The organism is Paenibacillus crassostreae, assembly GCF_001857945.1.
Lineage (GTDB): Bacteria > Bacillota > Bacilli > Paenibacillales > Paenibacillaceae > Paenibacillus_AQ > Paenibacillus_AQ crassostreae.
In genome coordinates, this window is sequence record NZ_CP017770.1 from 1,147,802 (window position 1) to 1,169,818 (window position 22,017).

The following is a 22,017-nucleotide window of genomic DNA, read 5'->3' on the forward strand; positions in this document are numbered from 1 at the left end:
TAATGTGTCACATGCTAAAATATTTTAAGTTGTGAAGTATGTCGATCTATCGAATGTCTTTCAGGAGGTGAATGCAATGCCAAATATCAAATCCGCTATCAAACGTGTGAACACTAACGACAAACGTCGTGCGCTCAATGCTTCCCAAAAATCCGCGCTTCGTACAGCTGTTAAATCTGCTGACAACGCGCTGGCAAATAATGAAGTTGAAGCTGCAAATGCTGCTATTCAATTGGCTTCCCAAAAGTTGGATAAGGCTGTAACTAAAGGCTTGGTCCACAAGAATGCAGCTGCTCGTAAAAAATCTCGCTTGGCGAAAAAACTTAACGCCCTTAATGCTCAAGCATAAGATGCGCTATTCATACGGCAAATGCAAAAGTCCTGAACAGCAGGTAGCTGATCAGGACTTTTTAGCATTCTTTTTTAGCTGTCATTAGACAGCCAGTCGTAGCAGAAATAGTTCTAGTCCAAGTACTTTATCTATTCTTCCTGTCTTCATTTGGTAATCTAAATCTGTCAGTCTGCTCAAAATAGACTTCAGAACATCCGGCTTGTATTTTCGTGCCTGTTCACCCGCTATCTTGACCGCATAAGGATGAAGTCCAAGTTGTGATGCAATTTGAGCTTGCGAATAGCTTTGGCCCATTAATTCCTTCACTTGTAGAATGATCCGAAACTGTCTTGTTATTAATGCTGCAATTTTGATAGGCTCTTCCCGTTGCTTCAGTAATTCATAATAGATACTAAGCGCTTCTTCTAATCTCAAATTAGCCATATTCTCAACCAGAGCAAACACATTCTGTTCTGTACTACGAGAGACTAACTGCTCCACAGTATTAGAATCTATCGTGCCACCAGCACCTACATATAAGCAAAGCTTGTCTAGCTCAGCAGATAAGTTCTGCAACTGCGCACCTGCGTTTCTGATAAGGATGTCAGCGGCTCCTGTAGCCAATATACACCCTCTTTGCTTCGACTCTCTCTCAATCCACCCAATTAACTCGTGACCGCCTAACGGAGAAAAGGAGAGCACTATACCTGCAGAATTCAGCGCCTTGACTACTTTTTTTCGCTCGTCTAACTTTTCATGATGCACCAGAAATATTAAAATGCTGTATTCTGCAGGATTTTTCAAATATTCCAAAAGTGCCTCAATCCGATGTTCAATCTTACCGCCTTCTTTACCAGCTGTGAAAACAGAGGCATCTCGGACAAAAATCAACTTGCGCGGTACCATAAAAGGCAGTGTTTCTGCTTCCTCAATTACATCCTGTATGGAACTTTCACTTAAATCATAATTCACAAGAGCAAAATCTCTGTCTTCTTTTTGAATTAATTCATCCACCAATAAGGTAGTGAACTCTTTTATTTGGTATTTCTCTAATCCATAAAGTAGATATACAGGAGATACATCTCCATGTTTGATCGCTTTCGTCGCTGCTTTGATATCCATGGCAGATCCCTCCCTCTTTCTTTAATGAACAACATCTTTATCAATTCTACCAAAAAAAAGACTTTCCAACCATAACAAAGGAACCTTGAGCTCTCACTCAAGATTCCCTTGTTCCAGCACATCTATATAAACACCACCAACAAAAGCTCTAGAAACTTTCATGACGGTGGTCATAACGACTTTAGTTTCAACATTTATTTAGATGGCTGAAAATCCACTTGCGTTTCTGCTGATTGTACTTTAATATATCATATTCACAATTTCGATAATGGTGCATTCATTACGAAGGGATATTAAGGTGTTGTTATCGATTTGTCAGCATTAGGATAAGAATGAATCGATACTTTACCATTTAACTCTACTTGGTAAGTAAACACAGTACTATCTGTTGACCATACACCTTCAATCCAAGTTCCCGCTAGATCCACACTTTGAATAACAGTCTTTTCACTCTCTGTTTCAGTTGGCAATCGATAAATCACTAGTTTCTGATTGTCCAGATGATTCTCCAGAACAGCAGTCATTGTCCCATCTGGTGAATCCCATGTAAGGGGTATAGAAGCTGTAGCTGTAGGTGTATCTGCCTGTAAACCAAACTCTGAAATATCACTCATAATACGACTGTTTTTGGGAACCGTGTCCATCTTAGGTGCTATAGAATCTTCAGCTAATGGCGCTTCCTCTTTTTTCACAGTATCCGCATCATTTTTTAAAAGATCAGATTGCTCCGGTTGTGTCTTTTTAGACATTTCTTGCATTGGTTGTTCCTTCACTTCATCTGTAGAGGGATTAGCTTCATCTGACCTCATTTGACTTGTGTCTTGTTTCAATGAGTCTGGTGATTCTTTTTCATTAATATTTCCTGATGATTCACTACTCTGAACTTTATCGGCATCCGTATCAAGCTCTGGATTCGTAGATTCCATAGCGTAAGTTTCTTGCTCTAAAGAACCCTTGTCATCTGTTGGAGTTAATATTTCGTCAACGATTCCTGTAGAGAATATTTCATCATCTGCCATATTTTCAGTTCCATTCTCAGCAGCAGTCTTCATCGATCTATCGTCCGAACTTACTGTTGACTCTGCGTTAGCTGGGACCTTCTCTTGATATCCAATCTGCGCATCCGACAATTGTTGCGGGGAATAGGTAAAGATAGCTACTCCTATAATCCCAACAGCAGCAGCTGTACCAATTAACGTTCTTGATATACTCGTATTAAAGAATCGTTTCTTATGGATATTTATAGGGACTACTGGAATCATTTCTGAAGCTTGTTGTTCTGCCGAAGAAGATTTCTCATGTCTTGCACGATCTATTGCATCAAGCTGAGGCATAATAGCATCCACTAAACTATATTTGGGCACAACATGAGGAAGCTCCTCCAATTCGTGCGATAGTGCCTTAAGTATACGAAAATCGTCTGCACACCGTTGACAGTTGGCAATATGTCCTAACATTTTCGCCTCCTCGTCTACACTAAGGTCGTTATCCAAATATCGGTGCATGCTTTCTACCATATCCGAACAACTCATCCTGACACACCTCCCTTCTGATAGTCTTGTAGTAGACTTTGTAATTGCTGTCTTGCTCTAAATAGATATGATTTCACTGTGTTCAATGGAAGATCCAAGCTTTCAGCAATCTCGCTATAGGAGAAATCTTGTAAATATCTAAGTACAACAACGCTCTTATGATGTTCTGGAAGTTTATTAATTGCCTCCCGAATATCATCTGCCATATATGATGTCAGAACCACATGCTCTACATCCTGTTTATCTTGAAAAACAAAATCATGCTCATCTATGGATACCGTTGGTTTATTACGTCTAAATTTATCTATGCAAATGTTAGTCACAATCCGTTGAACCCAAGTCTTAAATTGTGCCTTTTCTTCATAGGAATCAATTCGAGTATAAATCCGGATTAAAGCTTCTTGAGCAGCATCCAATGCATCTTGTTCATTGTTAAGGATATAATAGGCTGTACGATACACATGTTGTTCAATATCACGTAATAGGGTGATTAGAGCGTCGCGATCGCCCGATTGAGCGGCTCTTATGAGTCCAAGCTCCACCACAAAGGATCCCCCTCTCCCTGTAATCTTACTGACGCGTAAGACCAGCATATTGTTGCATTTCGCAATTCTTTTTTTCAACCGCCTCATTACAAGTTTCGCAAGATCAACATTACCTCAATTTATTCTTAACCCATACATCATCATGAAGAAACTTCATTTGAATCTCGCCCTGTTGATCTGTACGAAAGATCCTCATGCCCTGTGCCGTAATACGAGCAACTACATCAGAATGGGGATGGCCATAAGAATTATTGACTCCCGCAGAAATCACTGCGATTGCTGCTTTCCATTGGGAAAGCCATTCTTCTGCTGTTGATGTTTTGCTCCCATGGTGAGCAACCTTCATAATATCGACTCCTTCTAATACATTAGCTGTTTGAAATTTGTCATGAAGTATATTCATTTCGCTGGCTATATCCATATCTCCTGTTAGTAGCATCCGAACACCATTCATTTCTACAATAAATACTAATGATGAATGATTTTGTTCTTTAACAATGGGTAATTGTTGTTGCTCTTCATTCGTCATTTCTGGAGATAAGAAAGTTAGCTTTGAATTGCCATCTAACTGCAAGACCATCGTATTATGAATCGCATAGATTGGAATATCTTTTGCCAGAACCGTAGATAATAAGTTCTCCTGATTAGCTGCACCTGTAAGTGTACCATTAAATAAAAAAGCTTTCACTGGAATATCATCCAATACAGCCTGTAAGCCACCCATATGGTCCTGATCTCCATGGGTAAGTATGACAGCATCAAGTTGATGAACACCTCGCTTTTTCAACAAGGGCACAACCACTTTCGCTCCCACTTCGAAAGGATCCTTTCGATTCTTCCAATAATCCTCTGGCTTTCGGAAGTTTATCGTTCCTCCTCCATCCACTAGAATATGTTTTCCTTCAGGTGTTGTAATAAGGATACAATCCCCTTGCCCAACATCTACAAAGGATACGAGTCCCGCTCCATTCAAAGACTCTGATTGATAACCTAAATATAATAAAATTACGAATGTAAATACAAGTGGTGCGACGATATATTGTCTCCATGTTAATTTTCTCGATCGTGAATTTATTAGTTGTTGATGTGGAACCAGTACATCGTCAAGTGGAATGGTATCCTCTATGTAGATAGGATGCGGCTGAACGTATTCAATCCATATTTTAATGAGCCTAAGTAGTACATATAATAATATATAATAACAACAAATCCACAATATAGATGGCGATGGCCATATCGTAATAAATGCTTGGTGTAAATTCATCCATTCTACGAAGGTAAAGGTGACATTATCCAGGCATTGAGCAACCCAAGCCAGCCCTTTGCCCAATGGCATCCACAAAATTCCTAGCACCAACGACACCATTCCTAGCGGCAGGACTACAAAAGAAATCAGTGGGACAAGTAGTAAATTTGCAACAACTGATAATAAAGAGAATTGATTGAAATAATATATGGTCAAAGGAAAAGAGACAAATTGAGCAATAACGGTCACACCTAATACAGGCGCAAATTTACGCGGGAGTTTAGAAAGCATTGGCATGATGAGTGGAACATACACCATGAGTCCTAAAGTTACGATAAAAGAAAGTTGGAAACTCACATTTACTAATAAATATGGATTCCATAACAACATGAATAACGCAGCTGCACTGATAATGTGAAGTCCATCCTTCAATAAACCTTGTCTTGCGGCATATAAAGCAATCATACTCATAATACCAGAGCGAACAACAGAGGGACTGAACCCAGTTAGTAGTACATAACATGGAACTAGTAGAATAACGATCGTTAGTTTTGTTTCACGGGTCAGTCTGAATAACGATAATAGAATCAATAGACAGGCTACATAAACAGCAACATGTGTGCCCGAGACCGCTAGAATATGGGTTAATCCCAACTGCGAGAATTGGCTATATGTTGTCGGATCTACATCATCTTGCATTCCGATAATTAGACCTTTCATGTACCCTGCATGTGGCTCTTGAAATAACGCTTCAATCTTAGTTCCTATCTTCTCTCGCAATACATCATTTAAGCGAAATAGTGATAACAAACTCCATGAAGACGGTGGAATAAGTTCAACATTATCCAATCCGTTCACCTTAAGAATCCAGTGAATTTCCCTTGTACGCAAATAATTACGATAATCAAAACCATCAAAATTACGAGAAATAGCAGGAATCTCAAGCGTAGCAGTCATCTTAACAAGATCTCCACGTTGCCACCTCATAGCTTCCTGCTGCTCTTCTTCTGTTAAGAGTTTCACTTGAACAAGTACCTTTTCAGATATGACGGATGAATTAACTTCAGACAAATCTATATTCATGTTTACTCGATCCCCGTCCACTTCTACTGCCGTTGTCACTCTACCTTCAGCTTGGACAACTATGCCAGCAAGTGCAGATACCTCCTGTTGCATAACTTCGGGTAATGTAGTGACATTGGAATAATCATGCCACTCCCAATAACCAGCGGATAAGATGAGTGTACTCCAGATCATGACTATGGTTCTCCATCTTTCTTGAAACAGCACCATAGCAGATAACAATATAAGCGTCAGCCCAACCCCTATCCACCCTAATCTATGTCCTGTATATAAACAGGCTGTTGAACTTCCTACGATCCAACATATTGCAAATAGCAATAGAGGTCTCCCTTGCATTCATATCACGCTCTTTCTCGTCCAAAAATTTAACATAGCCATCTTAGCAAACAAACAAAAAAAAGAATCTCCTTTGCGTTAACAAACAGTCGCAAAGGAGATTCTTTCTCCATCAAATTATTTAGTTCGATACACTTGTTAATGTTTCATTAGGTGGTTCGTATAATTGCAATTGGCGGAATATGATCTCTTTACTATTGAGCATCGAAGTGACCTTATCCGTATCTTTTGGGTATGAACGGTGAAATACAATCTCAACAACCCCACTATTCGCTAACATATTCGCGCATGTCCAACATGGTTCATCCGTTACATAAACCGTACTTCCTTCTCGATCTATACGGTCAGTGAATAGTAATAGGTTCTGTTCAGCATGGATGGTACGTATACAACGTTGCTTCTTTACCATCTTTTCTTCCCCATCCACTTGAACAAGGGACACTTCCTCTGAAATCATACAACCTGCCTCTGAACAATCAGGCATCCCCATTGGTGCACCATTGTAAGCTGTCCCTAATAATTTCTTTCCTTGCACAAGTACAGCACCAACATGTCGACGTCCACAACGAGAGCGAGTAGATACCATATAAGCAATATCCATGAAGTACGTATCCCAATCTTTTCGTGTATCTATCATGATCTTCTCTCCTCTTTAATTGTTTGTAGTTATTATTATCCTACAATTCAACATTTGAAGCTATTTTCTCCAACATTTTCACTCCGATTCCTTTGACTTGATCCAAGTCAGATATTTGTCGGAAGGGTCCTTTGTCATTACGATAATCTATAATTGCCTGTGCCTTTTTCTCCCCAATACCTGGAAGAGACATCAATTCTGCCACACCCGCTGTGTTGATATTTATTTTATTGCTATCCGGAACATCCGCTAATACGGACTTTGATACGGCCTCTGATGCGGATTCTGACATAGGTTCTGACATAGGTTCTGACTCAGAAAGATTTGTCACCTTGGATTCAGTTTCTGATTGTTGTTCTACTACTATTTGTTGCTCCGGGGTTGATTTGGATTCGCTAACATTACTTTTATTCGTATTTTGTATTAATTCGTCATCATCATCTAAAGCTTGTGCAACGTGAACATTCAATGGTTCCCAGTCTTGTATGACCTCGCGATCACCTATACCAGATAACAATATATAACCACTACTTATAAAAGCTGTCAAAACAAATAGCAGTTTGTACGTTCGTCTCACTCACAACACCTCCATCATACTTAATTTGGATTAGCGTCTTACATAATCAACAAGAATTAAGATTAAAAACACTTGATTTGATCTGTTAATTCGTCATGAGGTAAAGGTACTAACGCATATGTTATGAAGTAGGAATATGTCATGAAACAACAATATGGTGAAAGGAGGGATTGTCTTAATGAAAGTAGGAATAATAGGTACTGGCAGTATGGGAAGCGTCTTATTAGAAGCTTTCATTGAATTTCGTGCTCTGCAACCTCATCAACTTTTCATAAGTAATCGCACTCTGAAAAAGCTTCTCGTTCTCTCTGAGCGTCACGAAGGTCTAAACATATGTCGTAACAATATTCAGACTGTAAGATGCAGTGATGTAATATTCGTATGTGTTAAACCACTTCAATTCGCTTCATTAATTCAAGAAATCAAAAACGATGTTCGACCCAATCAGCTAATCGTATCTATTACAAGCCCTGTGCAAATATCTCATCTGGAAAATAGTCTTGATTGCAAAATTGCAAAAATCATTCCAAGTGTTACGCATAAGATCGGTAGTGGTGCTTCATTAGTTATGTATGGTAACCGTCTTGATGAGAAGGATAAGCAAATTCTACATGATCTTCTCTCATACATCAGCAAACCTATGGAAATAAAAGAATCGCAGGCACGCATTAACTCTGATTTTTCCAGCTGCGGGCCTGCTTTTATTAGTTTTTTCTTAACCAAATGGATCGATGCTGCGGTAGAGATGACAGGCAGTTCCCGCGAGGAGATTACCTGTCTTGCAAGTGAGATGCTCCTGGGTACCGGTAAACTGTTAACCCAAGGAGGCGTTACCCCCCCTCAGCTTCAAGAAATGGTAGCTGTTCCTGGAGGAATAACCGCACAAGCTTTATCTCAACTTAACCATAGCTTAGATGGCGTTTTTCACCGTTTGATTTCGACAACACATCAAAAATATGATGAGGATCTAGAAGAGTTAGATAAATTGTTCGATGGACCTAAGATCAACCGACCACAATATTAACTAATTTACCTGGAACAGCAATCACTTTACGAATGGCTTTACCGGCAATAGACTGCTCAACACTAGGAAGTGATAAACTGTACTTCTGCATCGCTTCTTGATCCATATCCTTTGCTACCATCACGCGTTGTACAATCTTTCCATTTACCTGTACAACGATTTCAATCTCAGCATCCACCGTCCAAGCTTCATTAAATGTTGGCCATTCTACGTATGAAATGCTACCAACATGCCCAAGGCGCTGCCACAATTCTTCGGAAATGTGCGGTGCCAATGGGGATAGAAGTTGCACAAATTGTTCTACGCTTGAGCGCGGTAATTGTTCAGTTTTGTACGCTTCATTAACAAAAATCATTAATTGACTGATCGCTGTATTAAATCGTAAGTTTTCGAAATCTTCGGTAACTTTTTTGATCGTTTTATGCCATATTTTTTTGAATTCATCACTACCTTCACCGTCAACAATCTTACCGTTGAGGTTACCTTCGTCATTTATGAACAAACGCCATACTCGTGCAAGGAAACGATGGCTACCTTCTACACCATTCATACTCCAAGGTTTAGTCGCTTCAAGTGGTCCCATAAACATTTCGTATATACGGAGTGTATCCGCGCCATAACCTTCTACGATTTCATCTGGATTCACGACATTACCACGAGATTTACTCATTTTCTCATTATTCGTACCTAGAATCATTCCTTGGTTCACAAGCTTATGGAAAGGCTCTTTCGTATCCACTATGCCCAGATCATACAAAACTTTATGCCAGAATCGAGCATATAGTAAGTGTAGTACTGCATGTTCCGCTCCACCAATATAAAGATCGACCGGAAGCCATTGTTGTTGCTTATCCTTAGCACAAAGCTCTTGATCGTTATGCGGATCAATGAAACGTAGATAATACCAGCAACTTCCAGCCCATTGAGGCATTGTATTCGTCTCACGGCGAGCTTTCATCCCGGTCTCAGGGTCTATTGTTTCTACCCAATCGAGCACATTAGCTAATGGCGATTCTCCAGTACCTGAAGGCTTGATATGTTCTACATCTGGTAGAACAAGTGGTAATTGATCCACCGGAACAGTCTTCATGGTTCCATCTTCTAGATGCAAGATAGGAATAGGCTCTCCCCAATATCTTTGACGGCTAAACAACCAATCACGCAGGCGATATGTGATTTTACCTTCGCCTTTACCATTGTCTTCTAACCAAGAAATCATTGTTGCGATTGCTTCTGCATTGTGTAGACCATTCAGCAATTCAGAGTTCACATGCTCTCCGTCTCCACTATATGCTTCCTCTTCTACATTTCCACCTTTGACCACTTCGATAATATCCAATCCGAACTGCTTCGCAAATTCCCAGTCACGTGTATCATGCCCTGGAACAGCCATGATAGCTCCTGTTCCATATCCAGCAAGGACATAATCTGCGATCCAGATCGGCATCTTCGCACCATTGACTGGATTTATTGCATAAGATCCAGTAAAGACACCTGTTTTATCCTTCGCCAGATCAGTCCGTTCTAGATCACTCTTATGTGAAGCCTGCGTTTTATAAGCTTCAACTGCTTCTAATTGCCCTGGTGTCGTTATGCGTTCGACCAATTCATGTTCTGGAGCTAGGACACAGTAACTTGCACCGAATAGCGTATCTGGTCTTGTTGTAAACACAGCTAGATGAGCGTCATGACCTTGAATATCAAATCTCACTTCTGCTCCTTTAGATTTACCAATCCAGTTGCGCTGCATATCCTTTATGCTCTCAGACCAATCCAACTCTTCTAAATCATCCAATAGACGGTCAGCATATTCAGTAATCTTCAGCATCCATTGTCTCATAGGTTTACGAACGACAGGATGGTTGCCACGTTCACTTAATCCATTAATCACTTCTTCATTCGCTAAAACTGTTCCTAACGCTGGGCACCAATTGACAGGTACTTCTGCTACATAGGCGAGTCCTTTATTAAACAACTGAATAAATATCCATTGTGTCCATTTATAATAATCCGGATCCGTTGTGCTGATCTCACGATCCCAATCATATGAGAATCCTAAAGATTTAATCTGACGACGGAAATTATCAATATTCTTTACTGTAATTTCTCTTGGATGTTCACCCGTATCTAAAGCATGTTGTTCTGCGGGTAGACCGAATGCATCCCAACCCATGGGATGTAGAACATTATAACCACGCTTGCGTTTATAGCGAGATACGATGTCTGTAGCTGTATACCCCTCTGGATGACCCACGTGAAGACCAGCACCAGATGGATAAGGAAACATATCCAACGCATAAAATTTAGGTTTAGTAGGATCCTCACCTGTTTTAAAAGTTTGATGTTCTTCCCAATATTGTTGCCATTTCGGCTCAATCGCTTGTGGTTGATAGCCTTGCCCTTGTTGTTCACTCATGACTAAAATTCCTCCTTCATTAACGTGTATAATCATTCTTCAAAACCTTTTACCTCATCAAAAAACCTCTCATCCTTAGCGTTTGATCGCTAGGGACGAGAGGTTAGATTCCCGTGGTACCACCCTAGTTAGCGGAATACATTCTTTGTCTTCCACTCACTTTGAACCCTTAACGCGGGTAAGACGATGATATTTTATATTCATATCATGACTCCGAGGCAAGTTCGTTTCAATCTATCAACCGGCTTGCAGCAACCACCGGCTCTCTGGATGATATTTCGAAATTAGTACTCCTCATCAACGTTTAACATATGCATTTTGATGAATCATATTATACCTAACCCAAGAAAGTAAGTCAATTGATTCTACGTGTGAATCAGACGTTAATATTGCTACTTATGAATAAATCCATCCGGGAAAACAGATACTAATTCTTGTCTTTCCAAAACCACTTAAGGGAGTGTTCAAATGCGCGAAGGAATGATTCCTACAGTTCTTGGAACCGTTGTGTCTGCGTCAGGTGCTGCATTACTTGGTAGCAAGTATAAGCTTGCTGCATATGGTGTACTAGGCTTTGGACTTGCCCACATCATCCTGGGAAGTATTGATCTTGTAGAACATCGTTAAGGAATGGAAAGACATAGAGTACAGAAAGTACAGGCCTTGGATCAAAGGATCCAAGGCTTGTTTATTATAGCTTTTTTTGCAAATCATAATAACAAGCAAACATTGGAGAATCACTTCCCACATATCTCACAGCCACTTGGACAACATAAATAATGCTTTATAAATAATAATGTGACTACTAAGGAGAGTGTCTATGGGCATTTTAACAGGAAAAGATGAACCTTTGCATTATGGCGAAATATTCTATGTTTGGCAGTGCTCTTTGATGACAAAAGCGGCGATTTCGTCCTATCAAGCTTTCTTGAATCATGCAGGTGATCATGATCTCAAAAAGATCATTGAAGATTTCATCAATCAATCCAAGAAAGAAATGAAACAATGCGATGATGTCTTAATGGAGAATGGCATTGCTCCACCTCCAGTACTTCCTGAACGCCCGAAGGTGAATCTCGAAGATATCCCAGTTGGAGCAAGGTTCTCAGATCTAGAAATTGCTGCATCGGTCGCTTCTAGTGCTTCTCTGGGTCTAGTCTCAGCGAGCCAAGCTATGGGGATGAGTATTAATGAAAATATAGGGGCTATGTTTGCCAAATTTCATTCTGAGATGACTGTACTTGGTAACCGTATCCTTAATTTAAATAAGGAAAAAGGTTGGATCGTACCTCCACCACTTCAATTGAAAAAACCTGAACTTGTCGAAGCATAACACTCATACCTTCTCTCTGACCCTGCCAATAAGGCAGGGTTCTTTTATATTAACATTAATAAAAACAGCCCTATCTCCAAGAGAAGGACTGCTTTATTTATTTCTATTTAATCGCCACATAGAACAGTCTTTGCGCGCCATCTCCCGCTTCGTTCCATTCAAAATCTGCGTAAATCTTGATGTCACTAAATCCAGCTTTAGCTAACTCAACTCTCATCCATTCAGGATCATATGCCCGCTGAATATGAATTTCTTCAAACCGACGATAGTGATCTCCACCTTGTTCTTCACGTACAAAGATTCGTAAATGGTGCTCTATCTCGCATCGTTCAACATCTAGATCACATGTCCAGATATATGAAACGGACCGTTCATCAAGCACAAAAGGTTGCTCGTCATCATAACCTTTTAGCGTATTGGGATGGTGCACATCGAATAGAAATGTTCCACCAGGCTTTAATCCTTCGTAAGTTCGAGCGAACAAGGATATAACGTCAGATTCCTCAACTAGGTAATTGACGCAATCGCAGAAAGAAATAACGGAATCCACGGGTTCTGGCAATTCCCATTCTTTCATATCCTGTTGTACCCAACGAATACTACCTTCACGATATAGACGATTACCGCGTGGCGTTCCATCCATTTTACCACGGGCTACAGACAACATATCTGCTGAGATATCAATACCCGTAACTTCAAAACCAGAATTAACTAAAGGAATCGTAATACTCCCTGTTCCACAACCTAATTCGACAACGCTATGAGGCATTCCATGTTTCTCCCAAGCCGTTCGTGCAAAGCGTATCCAGTCAGGGTATGGCATGTCCTCCATTAACTCATCGTAGACATATGCAAATTTCCGATAGGATGACATATTAGCACCACCCTTCCCATGAAATAATATTCAAATACTTAAATTAAGATGGTTCATCCTCATTCACATTCGACTCTGGATTTACTAGGTATGTCCAATTCTCTTTTTGTGTTATTAGACCTTCCTTTAGCAATTTGCCTATTGCGCGTTTGAAGGCTGATTTACTAATGCCGAATCGCTCTTTAATGATGTCTGGTGGAGTAGCATCGGAATAAGGCATTCCTCCACCTGGACGATCTTTAAGTGTAGCCAATATTCGATCAGCGTCTAGATCTCTGCCAATTTCCTTTAAAGGAGCCATGGAAAGATTCACTCGTCCATCTTCTCGAATATGACTTACGCGAACTTGCACTTCTTCACCAAGTCGAAGCATCTGGTTACGCTCTGTAGAATGTATTAAGCCAATACTCCCGAAGCCAATTACTCCGCCATCAACAATGACGAATGTACCCATTTGGAGTGGTTTATACACAGTTGCCGTTACCCATTGATTCATCCATGAGGAAGGTGCTGCAAAGGTTAGTGGTTCAAGTTCATACTCTCCTGCTAGCTTAGCCAATAAGCGACCTTGTTTATCGTGCTCCATCGTAACAAAGACGGAATCACCCACAAGTGGATGCAGTTCTTTAATCTCTGGTAATTCTCGAATAGGTAATAATAGCTGGCGCCCTAGTCCCATTTCGAGGAAGCATCCTAATCGTGGATTAACATCAGCCACAACAAGTTTTGCTAATCCCCCTAATGTTAAATAAGGTTTTTTCATCGTAGCAGCTAAGCGATCCTGCGTATCGAAAAAGATAAATACCTCTAGGATATCTCCCGGTTTTATTTCTCCTACAATCTCCGTGTAATGGAGTAACACATCGAAATCATCTCCATATAGAAAAAAGCCATATGGAGATACTTCACGGGCCACTTCAAGTGATACAACTGTACCCGCAACTAAACTCATACGATCTCCACGACTTTAGCATCAGACCATAGTTTCTCAATGTTATAGAATTCACGTTCATCACGATGGAAAATGTGTACGATTACGTCACCTAGATCCATTAGTACCCAACGTGCGCTGTCCATTCCTTCGATTCCTCGAATAGTTGTTCCTGCGCTCATCGCTTCTTTACGAATATCGGTAGCGATAGCTTGGACCTGTACATCGGAATTACCATGACAAATGACAAAATAGTCTGCAACCAATGAAATTCCTTTTAAATCCAGTGCTACAACATTCATAGCCTTTTTACCTTGGGCGCTTGATACGACCAAATCCAACAACTTTTTAGGTTCAATAAATTTTTGATTCATGAATTCGCCTCCAATTGCTTAATCAAATCATTACGTGCTAATACGGTTAAGGGAAATATAATTTCCCGACGTGACACTAACAAACTGATCGTAGAATCAAGACCAGCCAGTAAACCTTCTTCTAAACTATCGTTGGCTAGTTTTCTAATATTATTCACTCCGGGAAAGTCTCTTCCCGGTTCAATATAATCAGCCAGACAAACCACCTTATCCAATAAGGTCATACCTATACGTCCTGAGGTATGGTAACGGATCGCATCCAATACTTCTAGATCCGTTATTCCATAATCATGATTTGCTACAATGGCTCCGACTTCAGCATGCCACAGTTGCTTGTTATACAATAATAATTCACTAGATGATTGATGTTCTTCTAGAACATCTTTTAACTTCTCTATTGGCCAATACTTAGCAACATCATGCAGAATGGCAGCTAAATCAGCTTTTTCAGGATCCGCCCCATATTGTTCTGCTAACTTGACTGCGGACTCCATAACACCCTGGGTGTGCTGCCAACGTTTAGCAGGCATTTGAGCAGATACTGCTTCAATAAGCTCATCACGGCTGTATCCCATAAATTCCGCTCCTTACGATATAATCATACACAACTTCCGGAACCATATAGCGGATTGAATGCCCTGCCTCCGCTTTTTCCCTAATATCAGAAGATGAAATATCTACAAGCGGCATATCCGCAAGTAGTACTTTTGATTGTAAGTAGGATGGTAATGCATTCAGATCCAGTGGTGAACCTGGGCGACCCACCCCGATAAACGTTATCAGCTGGGATAAATCCTCAATCCGATCCCAGTGAGGTAAGTAATTAACCATATCTGCCCCAATAATAAAATAGAAGTCAAATGCTGGATAAGTAATCTTCAGCTCTTCTATCGTATTAATGGTATAAGATATGCCTCCTCTTTCCACTTCAATATCTAAAGTCCGGAAGGATGAATGACCCTTTATAGCTTCAGTTACCATAGCTAGTCGTTCCTCACCCGTCGCTCCAGCCTTATCCTTGTGTGGAGGAATGTGGCTTGGCATGAACCAGACCTCATCAAGTTCATAAGCATCTCTTGCAGATTCCGCTGCGAGCAAGTGGCCGATATGAAGCGGATCAAAGGTCCCCCCCATGATTCCGATCTTCATGCTGAATCCTCCCCTACTTATGGCAGTTGAATTTCTTTGTTATCTTTTGACTCTTTATATAATACAATCACTTTCCCGATAACCTGAACCAATTCAGCGCCAGACTTTTCAGCCAATTCAGCTCCAATTTCATTACGGTCTTCAAGGCAAGTGTTCAATACTGTGACTTTCATAAGTTCTCTCTTCTCAATCGCTTCAACAATATGCTGAATCAAGTGATCATTAGTTCCATTCTTACCCACTTGAAATACAGGATTCAAATGATGTGCTAGTGAACGTAAATAACGTTTCTGCTTTCCGTTTAACATGTAATATCCAAACTCCTTCAATTCAATTATTCTCTTGTACATTTACAGCTTCATGTTGAAGACTCTTCAACACGGCTTCTCTCATTATCTCAATTGGTGCAGGTAACCCAGTCCAATACTCCAGGGCGTATGCTCCTTGGTTCACAAACATCCCTAGTCCACCGTGGGTGATGCAACCTCTCTCATGACTTTTCTTCAACAATTCAGTCATGAGCGGATTATAGATCAAGTCGCTGACGATAATGCCAGGAGGTATTGATACTGGATCGATTGGCGAATGAGCTGTGTGTGGGTGCATTCCAATAGAGGTCGTATTAATTACGATGTCCATACTTGACATGTAAGACTTGGCCTCATCTATAGAAACACCCGAAATATTAGCTATTGAACTCCACTCTTTTGCTAATTGAATGGCCTTGTCCTCCGTACGGTTAGCTATGACAATACGCTTGGGTTCTTCTTGAGCTAATGTGTGAACAATACCACGCGCCGCACCACCGGCTCCTAATACTATGATTGATTTGTCTTTTAGACGGACACGAGTCTCTTCTTTTAACGAACGAACATATCCGATTCCATCCGTGTTATACCCTGTAAGGTACCCGTTCTCGTTCACAATAGTATTCACTGCACCAATGATCTCAGCGGATTCATCCAATCGATCAACGTAAGCCATCACATCTAATTTATGAGGAATGGTAACGTTAATCCCTCGGAAGCCCAGATCTTTCATTCGTGTAATGGCTGGACCCAATTCTCGAGGGCTCACATGTAGAGGGATATATTCCCCTTTCAATCCAAGCGAAGCCAGGGCAGCATTATGCATCACTGGAGATTTCGAGTGAGCAATAGGATCCCCAATCACCGCAAGGCGCAAAGAGTTATTATGTTCTGAAGATAAATTGCTCCATAACATAAGCCTATTCCACCACCTCTCTGCTAAATATTCAATATGACCATCCGTTCATCCCTATCGCTATCTTACGATAACGCTTAGATCAGGGAAGGTCTTGTTAATACTTTAACACCACGTGGCGCATGGATTGCGATTATGGCACCTTGATCACTATTAATCTTGATCCAACCAAGACCCGAAATAAACACATCGGAATAAGCACCCTTTTTAATACTAAATTCATGTCTCGTCCACTCGGGAAGTTTCGTTAAATTCTCTTTATTAGGTGGGGTGAGCATTTCTCCTGCATGTTCTTCGTATAACGAATCAGCACGTTCTAACTTCGTACGATGAATTCCTGTCTTAGGACTGAGGAAACAAGTGAACGATTGCCGATCACCTTTGACAAAGTCAAAACGAGCCATAGCCCCAAAGAAAAGGGTCTGACCTTCATTCAATTGATATACCATCGGTTTCAATGGATTCTCTGGCATCGTCGCTCCAAGATCCTCACGGCTCACAAGCTCACTGAAACGCCATGGGTATACAATACCTGGTGTATCGATAATGTGATGACCATCATCAAGAGGAATATTAACCATATCTAATGTTGTACCTGGATAACGTGAGGTCGTTAGTTCTTGTTCCAAGTCGCTATAATCTCTAATGAGACGATTAATCAGAGTTGATTTGCCGACATTAGTTGCCCCAACAACATAGACATCCCGATCTCCACGGTACGTTGCTATGGTCTCAAGCAATCGGTCAAATCCTTGGTTCTTCTTCGCGCTACAAAGCACGATTTCTTCCGTCTTAAGTCCACTCTCTTTACTTTGTTGCTGCACCCAGTTCTTAATCTTATTCCAATTCGTCACTTTGGGAAGCAGATCAATTTTATTCACGGCAAGAATAACAGGGTTATTACCAACAAAACGTTGCAATCCAGAAATCATACTTCCTTGGAAGTCGAACAAATCCACAATATGAATGACTAATGCATTCTTATTGCCAATTTGGCTCAGTAGCTTCAAGAATTCGTCTTGATCCACCGTCACAGAAGATGATTCATTGTAATTTTTAATACGGAAACAACGCTGACAAATAATCTGTTCTTGTTCAAGCGCTTTAGTCGGTACATAACCGGGTAAGTCTGTTTGTTGTGTTTGTAGCGATATCCCACAACCACTGCATCTCATGGCTTCTTGCTCGCCAATAGGTTCTTTCATGCTTATTGTTCCTCCTCGAGCCATAATCCTTTTTTGCGAAGCCGCCTAAGCACAATCCGCTCGACTCTTCGATTAATTCTTGTTGTCCATCCTTCATCCTGAACTGAGATGGGTCGAACTAATACGGTGAATAGCCCGAGCCGATTCCCACCGAACACATCGGTCAGCATTTGGTCCCCTACCATAATTGTCTCTGTATTCGAAAGTCCCATCATCTTCATTGCCGATTGAAAAGGCTTAAGTGAAGGTTTCCGGGCTTCATGCACAAATTGAATGTCCAATGGCGTAGCAAAAGCAGATACTCTCGCCAGATGATTGTTGGAAACAATAATCAATTGAAACCCTGTTTTTTTCACTAGTTCAAACCAAGCGATTAATTCAGGATGGGCAAGCGGCGCCTTGGCACCCACAAGCGTATTGTCCAAATCCGTGATAATCCCCCGGTATCCCTTTGCATATAGATCTTCCAAATCGATATCAAACACTGTATTCGCCCGTAATTTAGGCATCAGCATTTCAAACAAGTCCAGTCACCTCAGTTTCATACGACAAACTATACCATAATATGATGCGCTATTACAAAAAAAACCGCCCTTTTTACACATGTAATTAGGACGAAGTTATTGCTATATTTTTCTTTTTGTTGTTAATTCGAGGTTAAGCTGCTTACCAATCCTCTGAACTTCACGCCATTCCCCCGCAGCTACAGACTCAGGGCTATACTTTGCCTTCTCAAAAAGTTGAAGTAGGTTCTGCAATAGCGGCCCTAGTGCAGGTTCATATTGTTGCCACTTCATGACAGATTCACGCAACGTTTCATGCATTTGACGCTTCATCCCACGTTTATGCAAGTAAGCGATCCATCGTTCTGTCTCGACTACCACTTTTTCACCTGAAGTTAACTCCTTACCATGTCGAAGTCTTAGCCATAAGAAGTACATTGAATGACGGGAGCGCCATACCACATATCCGAGCCATAATAATAAAAGAGTCACTGCAGTAATACTTATTCCTTTGATCCAAGCAGTAGTGATCTTCGATTCTGTTGATCGTATTTTTTCATCATTAGATAGCTCTTGATCTTCTTGTTGATTCATTTCATTCAGCTCTTCACTATCTAATTCCGTTAGAAGTGGCATATTAAAACCAGGTGTAGCTTCAATCGGAATCCAACCATAGGGACCAAAGTATACCTCTGCCCAAGAGTGAGCATCCGCATTGGAAACGGTATATACTCCAGTATTCATATTGCCTTGTTGCATCATCCGGAAATCTTCCATCTCAGGCTGACTCCCCGGTGCATAACCTTTAACCCAACGAGCCGGTATATCAAGTGACCTCGCCATCATGACAATGGAAGTTGAGAAATAGTCACAGTAACCTTCACGAATTTCGAATAAAAAACTATCGACAAAATCATTACTAATTTTACGTGTAACATCTGGTGTATTCGTATACTCATAATTGGTTTGTAGATAGGCTTGCAACAATGCCATCTTATCGTAAGGTGTCTCTGCTGATTGTGTCACAGAAATCGCAAGTTCTGTAACACGTTCAGGGAAACCAGTGGGTATTTGCAAGTATTCCTCTTCTATTGATTCATTATAAAGTTCATCATAAGACTGCTGACTTAATTCCTCAACTGGAATGATAGGAACCTTGGAAGTAATGCTGTATGTTGAGGGATAGGTTGAATCATTCATTTGTTCATTCCAAAATAGTGCAGATTGCGCACTGTTCCATTGAAGTCCTTTCATTGCTTGCTCACCATTAATCGTTTCAATCGAGGAAATTTGATATGCTCCAAACAACACAGGATATACCGTATCACTAAGGAGTGTCATCGTCTGCTGTACTTCCTCCGTCTGGACTATAGGCTCCAAATCGCTCTCCAACGATTTCCCAACTTGAACATTGGAATAGGAATCATCGCTTGATTCATTCTCCCAACCAGTACCTGAATATAGTCTTCTCGTCTCACCACGCCAATAATTCCGGCTTGGTGAATTAACAGTCATGACCAAAGAATAATCGAACTCAAAAGCGCCACCTAGCTGATTATCTTCACGACTGTATCCAGATATGGAGGGCTGCGCATTAACCTCTTCAAGAAATGCTTGTTGTGCCGGTCCACCTGGACTCGCTTTCCACTCTCTCCAAACCGTGTAAGGATCAGTGATTATAGGCGATATACTCGGCATATTAATACCTAATAGAAAGATCACAGAGAACACAAGTACAATATGGGCTGCCATCTCAAAAGGATAATGAAGTAGATGCTTCCAACCCTGAGGGTATTTCTGTTTAAACTTCTGAAAATGATGACTAACCAACCAACCTAGCATTGCAAATGCCATCCATGCTGCTTCATCCCATAGAATGATAGATGTGAAGGAATCTAAGATTGCCAATGCAATCATATTTAGTCCCATAAATATAATAATCCAGAGCTTACTCACAATAAATTTTGCTATGAATAAACATAATACAGCCGTAATAAGGACAAACCAGATATAAGGGTATGAAACAGTTATAAATTGTTCAATTCGATGATTCAGTTCACCTACAGGACTGAACACAGCAAATTCAATGAGTGTACGGTAAAGCAATAGAAGTATCAGCGTACATTCTATAAGTATGCGATAGACTCTTTTCAAGGGTAACAATATTTCTATGATTGCTATGATAATAACTGTTCTTTCTACCAATAGAGTAGTCTCTTCAAACCACACAGGTTCTGTAAATGACAACCACTGTTTCACAACAATCCAAATCCAAAGGAAGGTGAACGAAGCTAACCAATCATATCTCCAAAGATGCTTAAGCTTTGTCATATGAATTCCCTCCTATTGCACTTGGTAATTCCTGAAGTGTAGAAAAAGAGCTCCCTAGAATCCCTCGTGTCCTTAGTATAGAAATCCAATCATTCGTAAGATCCTTACGGTTAAGACTTTGAACATACAAGTGAGATGGATTCATTCCATGCGAGGTTGCCCAACGAATCAATTCCATCACAGGTTGTCCTTTCATTGGGCTAATAAGAACAAAATATGACCCTTGTGGAAATAACCGTGCTGCTGATTCCAACTTCGGAAATAATTTACCTATTCCATCAGCTTGAATATCTACTAAATGATGTAGCATCTTTTGCCGTTCTAATATAGTTCCTGCTGGGACAAAAACATTCAATTGTTTCCCCAGTGTACACAACCCCATGCCGATTCGTTCACGATTGCCATATTCTAATAGAGAGGTTACGGTAGATACAGCTAACTCAAACTGTTCATTTGTTGCATAATGTGCAGCTGTTGCGTCCAGAATTAGCATTGTTTTGGGAACTGATTCATGTTCAAATTCTTTCGATTTCCATGTTCCTGTCCTCGCTGTAGCATTCCAATGAATTCTTGTTAAACGATCGCCATAAACATAATCACGAACGCCATTGATTTGTGTCGTTTCTCTGCGAGATGTTGACAAGGCCGTCTGAGGCCCAGCCATTCTAGAATTTCGGTCAAAAAGATTCCAATAGGGTATAAAGACACTTCGTGGCATCACGCGAAATTGACCCGGAGCATGAACTACACCTTTATGTTCCATGATTCCAAAGATATCTTCGCTCATGCATACTGTATCAGTAAAATGATATCTCCCTCGCTCTAAGGAAGGTGTCTGAAACATAAGTTGTGCAGTTCCGCGAAAACTTGGAATAACACTTTCCTCGAAAGACCATGACTGACCATCATGTCTTTGTAATACTTCTCTTACGATAATATAAGGAAATGGAAGGAATCCAGGAATATTCAAATCAAGTTTCACTTGCATTTGATCTCCAGCATGTAGAAGGGTAAATGGTTCATCATTAAATGAAAGCCGCCGACTTACCGTTGCTCGGCTAACTCCGCTATACCCACCAAACAGCAAGTAAATCATCAATAGACTGCTCATACCGAACAGCATGGAGGATAACTTCCCTCCTTGAAATAATAGATAGAATAGCGTAACAACCCATACAGTAAGCATCGCCCAATGTCTACGTGTTCTTAATCCTTTTCTTATGGCACTTAGGATACGATTCACC

At 40.6% G+C, this 22,017-nt stretch carries 22 protein-coding genes and 1 other annotated feature; of the genes, 4 read left to right on the forward strand and 18 right to left on the reverse strand.

From position 1 onward, the window contains the following. Positions 1 to 76: 76 nt before the first annotated feature. A complete protein-coding gene (gene rpsT, locus LPB68_RS05655; RefSeq protein ID WP_068659377.1) occupies positions 77 to 349 on the forward strand; it encodes a 30S ribosomal protein S20 in 273 nt (90 codons plus the stop codon). A gap of 84 nt (positions 350 to 433) precedes the next feature. Here the strand turns inward: rpsT and holA are convergent, their stop codons facing one another. From holA to LPB68_RS23345, 6 genes are all read right to left on the reverse strand, one after another. Then, a complete protein-coding gene (holA, locus tag LPB68_RS05660) occupies positions 434 to 1,453 on the reverse strand; it encodes a DNA polymerase III subunit delta (protein ID WP_068659375.1) in 1,020 nt (339 codons plus the stop codon). Between the two features lie 293 nt (positions 1,454 to 1,746). Next, positions 1,747 to 2,985 carry an anti-sigma factor family protein gene (locus LPB68_RS05665; protein WP_068659373.1) on the reverse strand — a complete coding sequence of 413 codons (1,239 nt, stop codon included), beginning with the start codon at positions 2,983 to 2,985 and terminating at the stop codon, positions 1,747 to 1,749. Further along, a complete protein-coding gene (locus tag LPB68_RS05670) occupies positions 2,982 to 3,530 on the reverse strand; it encodes an RNA polymerase sigma factor (protein WP_068659371.1) in 549 nt (182 codons plus the stop codon). The genes LPB68_RS05665 and LPB68_RS05670 overlap by 4 nt, the downstream gene beginning before the upstream one ends. A 109-nt stretch (positions 3,531 to 3,639) precedes the next feature. Beyond that, complete coding sequence (locus tag LPB68_RS05675; protein WP_232510254.1) at positions 3,640 to 6,177, reverse strand: DNA internalization-related competence protein ComEC/Rec2; 2,538 nt, start codon at positions 6,175 to 6,177, stop codon at positions 3,640 to 3,642. 139 nt (positions 6,178 to 6,316) lie between these two features. Next, positions 6,317 to 6,835 (reverse strand): deoxycytidylate deaminase, encoded by a 519-nt coding sequence (locus LPB68_RS05680; RefSeq protein ID WP_099458701.1) that lies wholly within the window; start codon positions 6,833 to 6,835, stop codon positions 6,317 to 6,319. 37 nt (positions 6,836 to 6,872) lie between these two features. Then, positions 6,873 to 7,409: a ComEA family DNA-binding protein gene (locus LPB68_RS23345; protein WP_068659366.1), complete on the reverse strand. Its 537-nt coding sequence runs from the start codon at positions 7,407 to 7,409 to the stop codon at positions 6,873 to 6,875. Positions 7,410 to 7,587: 178 nt separating this feature from the next. On the opposite strand from LPB68_RS23345, the gene comER reads away from it, so the two are divergent. Then, the gene (gene comER / locus LPB68_RS05690; RefSeq protein WP_068659363.1) at positions 7,588 to 8,433 is read left to right on the forward strand and encodes a late competence protein ComER; all 846 of its coding nucleotides are present in this window, start codon (positions 7,588 to 7,590) and stop codon (positions 8,431 to 8,433) included. Here the strand turns inward: comER and leuS are convergent. Then, positions 8,414 to 10,849 (reverse strand): leucine--tRNA ligase, encoded by a 2,436-nt coding sequence (leuS, locus tag LPB68_RS05695; protein ID WP_068659361.1) that lies wholly within the window; start codon positions 10,847 to 10,849, stop codon positions 8,414 to 8,416. The two genes, comER and leuS, sit on opposite strands and share 20 nt — an antisense overlap. An 88-nt stretch (positions 10,850 to 10,937) precedes the next feature. Then, positions 10,938 to 11,159 (reverse strand) — a binding site (T-box leader). A 158-nt stretch (positions 11,160 to 11,317) separates the two neighbouring features. Here leuS and LPB68_RS05700 point away from each other — a divergent pair. Then, positions 11,318 to 11,476, forward strand: a complete 159-nt coding sequence (locus LPB68_RS05700; RefSeq protein ID WP_068659360.1) for an asparagine synthase — start codon at positions 11,318 to 11,320, stop codon at positions 11,474 to 11,476. A 193-nt stretch (positions 11,477 to 11,669) separates the two neighbouring features. After that, positions 11,670 to 12,182 carry a DUF3231 family protein gene (locus tag LPB68_RS05705; protein WP_068659358.1) on the forward strand — a complete coding sequence of 171 codons (513 nt, stop codon included), beginning with the start codon at positions 11,670 to 11,672 and terminating at the stop codon, positions 12,180 to 12,182. 103 nt (positions 12,183 to 12,285) lie between these two features. Here LPB68_RS05705 and LPB68_RS05710 read toward each other — a convergent pair whose 3' ends face one another. The 11 genes from LPB68_RS05710 to LPB68_RS05760 all read right to left on the reverse strand — a co-directional run bounded on the left by LPB68_RS05710 (position 12,286) and on the right by LPB68_RS05760 (position 22,016). After that, the gene (locus LPB68_RS05710) at positions 12,286 to 13,056 is read right to left on the reverse strand and encodes a class I SAM-dependent DNA methyltransferase (protein WP_068659355.1); all 771 of its coding nucleotides are present in this window, start codon (positions 13,054 to 13,056) and stop codon (positions 12,286 to 12,288) included. Positions 13,057 to 13,099: 43 nt separating this feature from the next. Continuing rightward, positions 13,100 to 14,008: a CvfB family protein gene (locus LPB68_RS05715; protein WP_068659353.1), complete on the reverse strand. Its 909-nt coding sequence runs from the start codon at positions 14,006 to 14,008 to the stop codon at positions 13,100 to 13,102. After that, positions 14,005 to 14,361, reverse strand: a complete 357-nt coding sequence (gene rsfS / locus LPB68_RS05720; protein ID WP_068659351.1) for a ribosome silencing factor — start codon at positions 14,359 to 14,361, stop codon at positions 14,005 to 14,007. The genes LPB68_RS05715 and rsfS overlap by 4 nt, the downstream gene beginning before the upstream one ends. Beyond that, positions 14,358 to 14,936 carry a bis(5'-nucleosyl)-tetraphosphatase (symmetrical) YqeK gene (yqeK, locus tag LPB68_RS05725; protein WP_068659349.1) on the reverse strand — a complete coding sequence of 193 codons (579 nt, stop codon included), beginning with the start codon at positions 14,934 to 14,936 and terminating at the stop codon, positions 14,358 to 14,360. The genes rsfS and yqeK overlap by 4 nt, the downstream gene beginning before the upstream one ends. Continuing rightward, positions 14,920 to 15,510, reverse strand: coding sequence for a nicotinate-nucleotide adenylyltransferase (locus LPB68_RS05730; protein WP_068659347.1), 591 nt, complete (start codon positions 15,508 to 15,510; stop codon positions 14,920 to 14,922). Before LPB68_RS05730 ends, yqeK begins: the two co-directional genes overlap by 17 nt. 17 nt (positions 15,511 to 15,527) lie before the next feature. Then, complete coding sequence (gene yhbY / locus LPB68_RS05735) at positions 15,528 to 15,818, reverse strand: ribosome assembly RNA-binding protein YhbY (RefSeq protein WP_068659345.1); 291 nt, start codon at positions 15,816 to 15,818, stop codon at positions 15,528 to 15,530. 22 nt (positions 15,819 to 15,840) lie between these two features. Then, positions 15,841 to 16,734, reverse strand: a complete 894-nt coding sequence (gene aroE / locus LPB68_RS05740) for a shikimate dehydrogenase (protein WP_068659343.1) — start codon at positions 16,732 to 16,734, stop codon at positions 15,841 to 15,843. A 77-nt stretch (positions 16,735 to 16,811) separates the two neighbouring features. Beyond that, positions 16,812 to 17,939 (reverse strand): ribosome biogenesis GTPase YqeH, encoded by a 1,128-nt coding sequence (gene yqeH / locus LPB68_RS05745; protein WP_068659341.1) that lies wholly within the window; start codon positions 17,937 to 17,939, stop codon positions 16,812 to 16,814. A 2-nt stretch (positions 17,940 to 17,941) separates the two neighbouring features. Then, complete coding sequence (locus LPB68_RS05750) at positions 17,942 to 18,463, reverse strand: YqeG family HAD IIIA-type phosphatase (RefSeq protein ID WP_068659339.1); 522 nt, start codon at positions 18,461 to 18,463, stop codon at positions 17,942 to 17,944. A 102-nt stretch (positions 18,464 to 18,565) separates the two neighbouring features. Further along, entirely contained in the window at positions 18,566 to 20,773 is a 2,208-nt protein-coding gene (locus LPB68_RS05755) for a DUF4129 domain-containing transglutaminase family protein (RefSeq protein WP_068659337.1), read from the reverse strand. Continuing rightward, on the reverse strand, positions 20,760 to 22,016 hold the full coding sequence (locus LPB68_RS05760; protein WP_418303818.1) for a DUF58 domain-containing protein: 1,257 nt from the start codon (positions 22,014 to 22,016) through the stop codon (positions 20,760 to 20,762). The genes LPB68_RS05755 and LPB68_RS05760 overlap by 14 nt, the downstream gene beginning before the upstream one ends. Between the last annotated feature and the right edge of the window lies 1 nt (position 22,017).

Coding starts and splice junctions, on each gene's coding strand:
- rsfS (WP_068659351.1), bottom strand. CDS start 14,361: ATGAATCAAAAATTTATTGAACCTAAAAAGTTGTTGGATTTGGTCGTA.
- yhbY (WP_068659345.1), bottom strand. CDS start 15,818: ATGTTAAACGGAAAGCAGAAACGTTATTTACGTTCACTAGCACATCAT.
- yqeK (WP_068659349.1), bottom strand. CDS start 14,936: ATGGGATACAGCCGTGATGAGCTTATTGAAGCAGTATCTGCTCAAATG.
- LPB68_RS05665 (WP_068659373.1), bottom strand. CDS start 2,985: ATGAGTTGTTCGGATATGGTAGAAAGCATGCACCGATATTTGGATAAC.
- leuS (WP_068659361.1), bottom strand. CDS start 10,849: ATGAGTGAACAACAAGGGCAAGGCTATCAACCACAAGCGATTGAGCCG.
- LPB68_RS05730 (WP_068659347.1), bottom strand. CDS start 15,510: ATGAAGATCGGAATCATGGGGGGGACCTTTGATCCGCTTCATATCGGC.
- LPB68_RS05710 (WP_068659355.1), bottom strand. CDS start 13,056: ATGTCATCCTATCGGAAATTTGCATATGTCTACGATGAGTTAATGGAG.
- LPB68_RS05715 (WP_068659353.1), bottom strand. CDS start 14,008: ATGAGTTTAGTTGCGGGTACAGTTGTATCACTTGAAGTGGCCCGTGAA.
- aroE (WP_068659343.1), bottom strand. CDS start 16,734: ATGTTATGGAGCAATTTATCTTCAGAACATAATAACTCTTTGCGCCTT.
- comER (WP_068659363.1), top strand. CDS start 7,588: ATGAAAGTAGGAATAATAGGTACTGGCAGTATGGGAAGCGTCTTATTA.
- LPB68_RS05705 (WP_068659358.1), top strand. CDS start 11,670: ATGGGCATTTTAACAGGAAAAGATGAACCTTTGCATTATGGCGAAATA.
- yqeH (WP_068659341.1), bottom strand. CDS start 17,939: ATGAAAGAACCTATTGGCGAGCAAGAAGCCATGAGATGCAGTGGTTGT.
- LPB68_RS05755 (WP_068659337.1), bottom strand. CDS start 20,773: ATGACAAAGCTTAAGCATCTTTGGAGATATGATTGGTTAGCTTCGTTC.
- rpsT (WP_068659377.1), top strand. CDS start 77: ATGCCAAATATCAAATCCGCTATCAAACGTGTGAACACTAACGACAAA.
- holA (WP_068659375.1), bottom strand. CDS start 1,453: ATGGATATCAAAGCAGCGACGAAAGCGATCAAACATGGAGATGTATCT.
- LPB68_RS05700 (WP_068659360.1), top strand. CDS start 11,318: ATGCGCGAAGGAATGATTCCTACAGTTCTTGGAACCGTTGTGTCTGCG.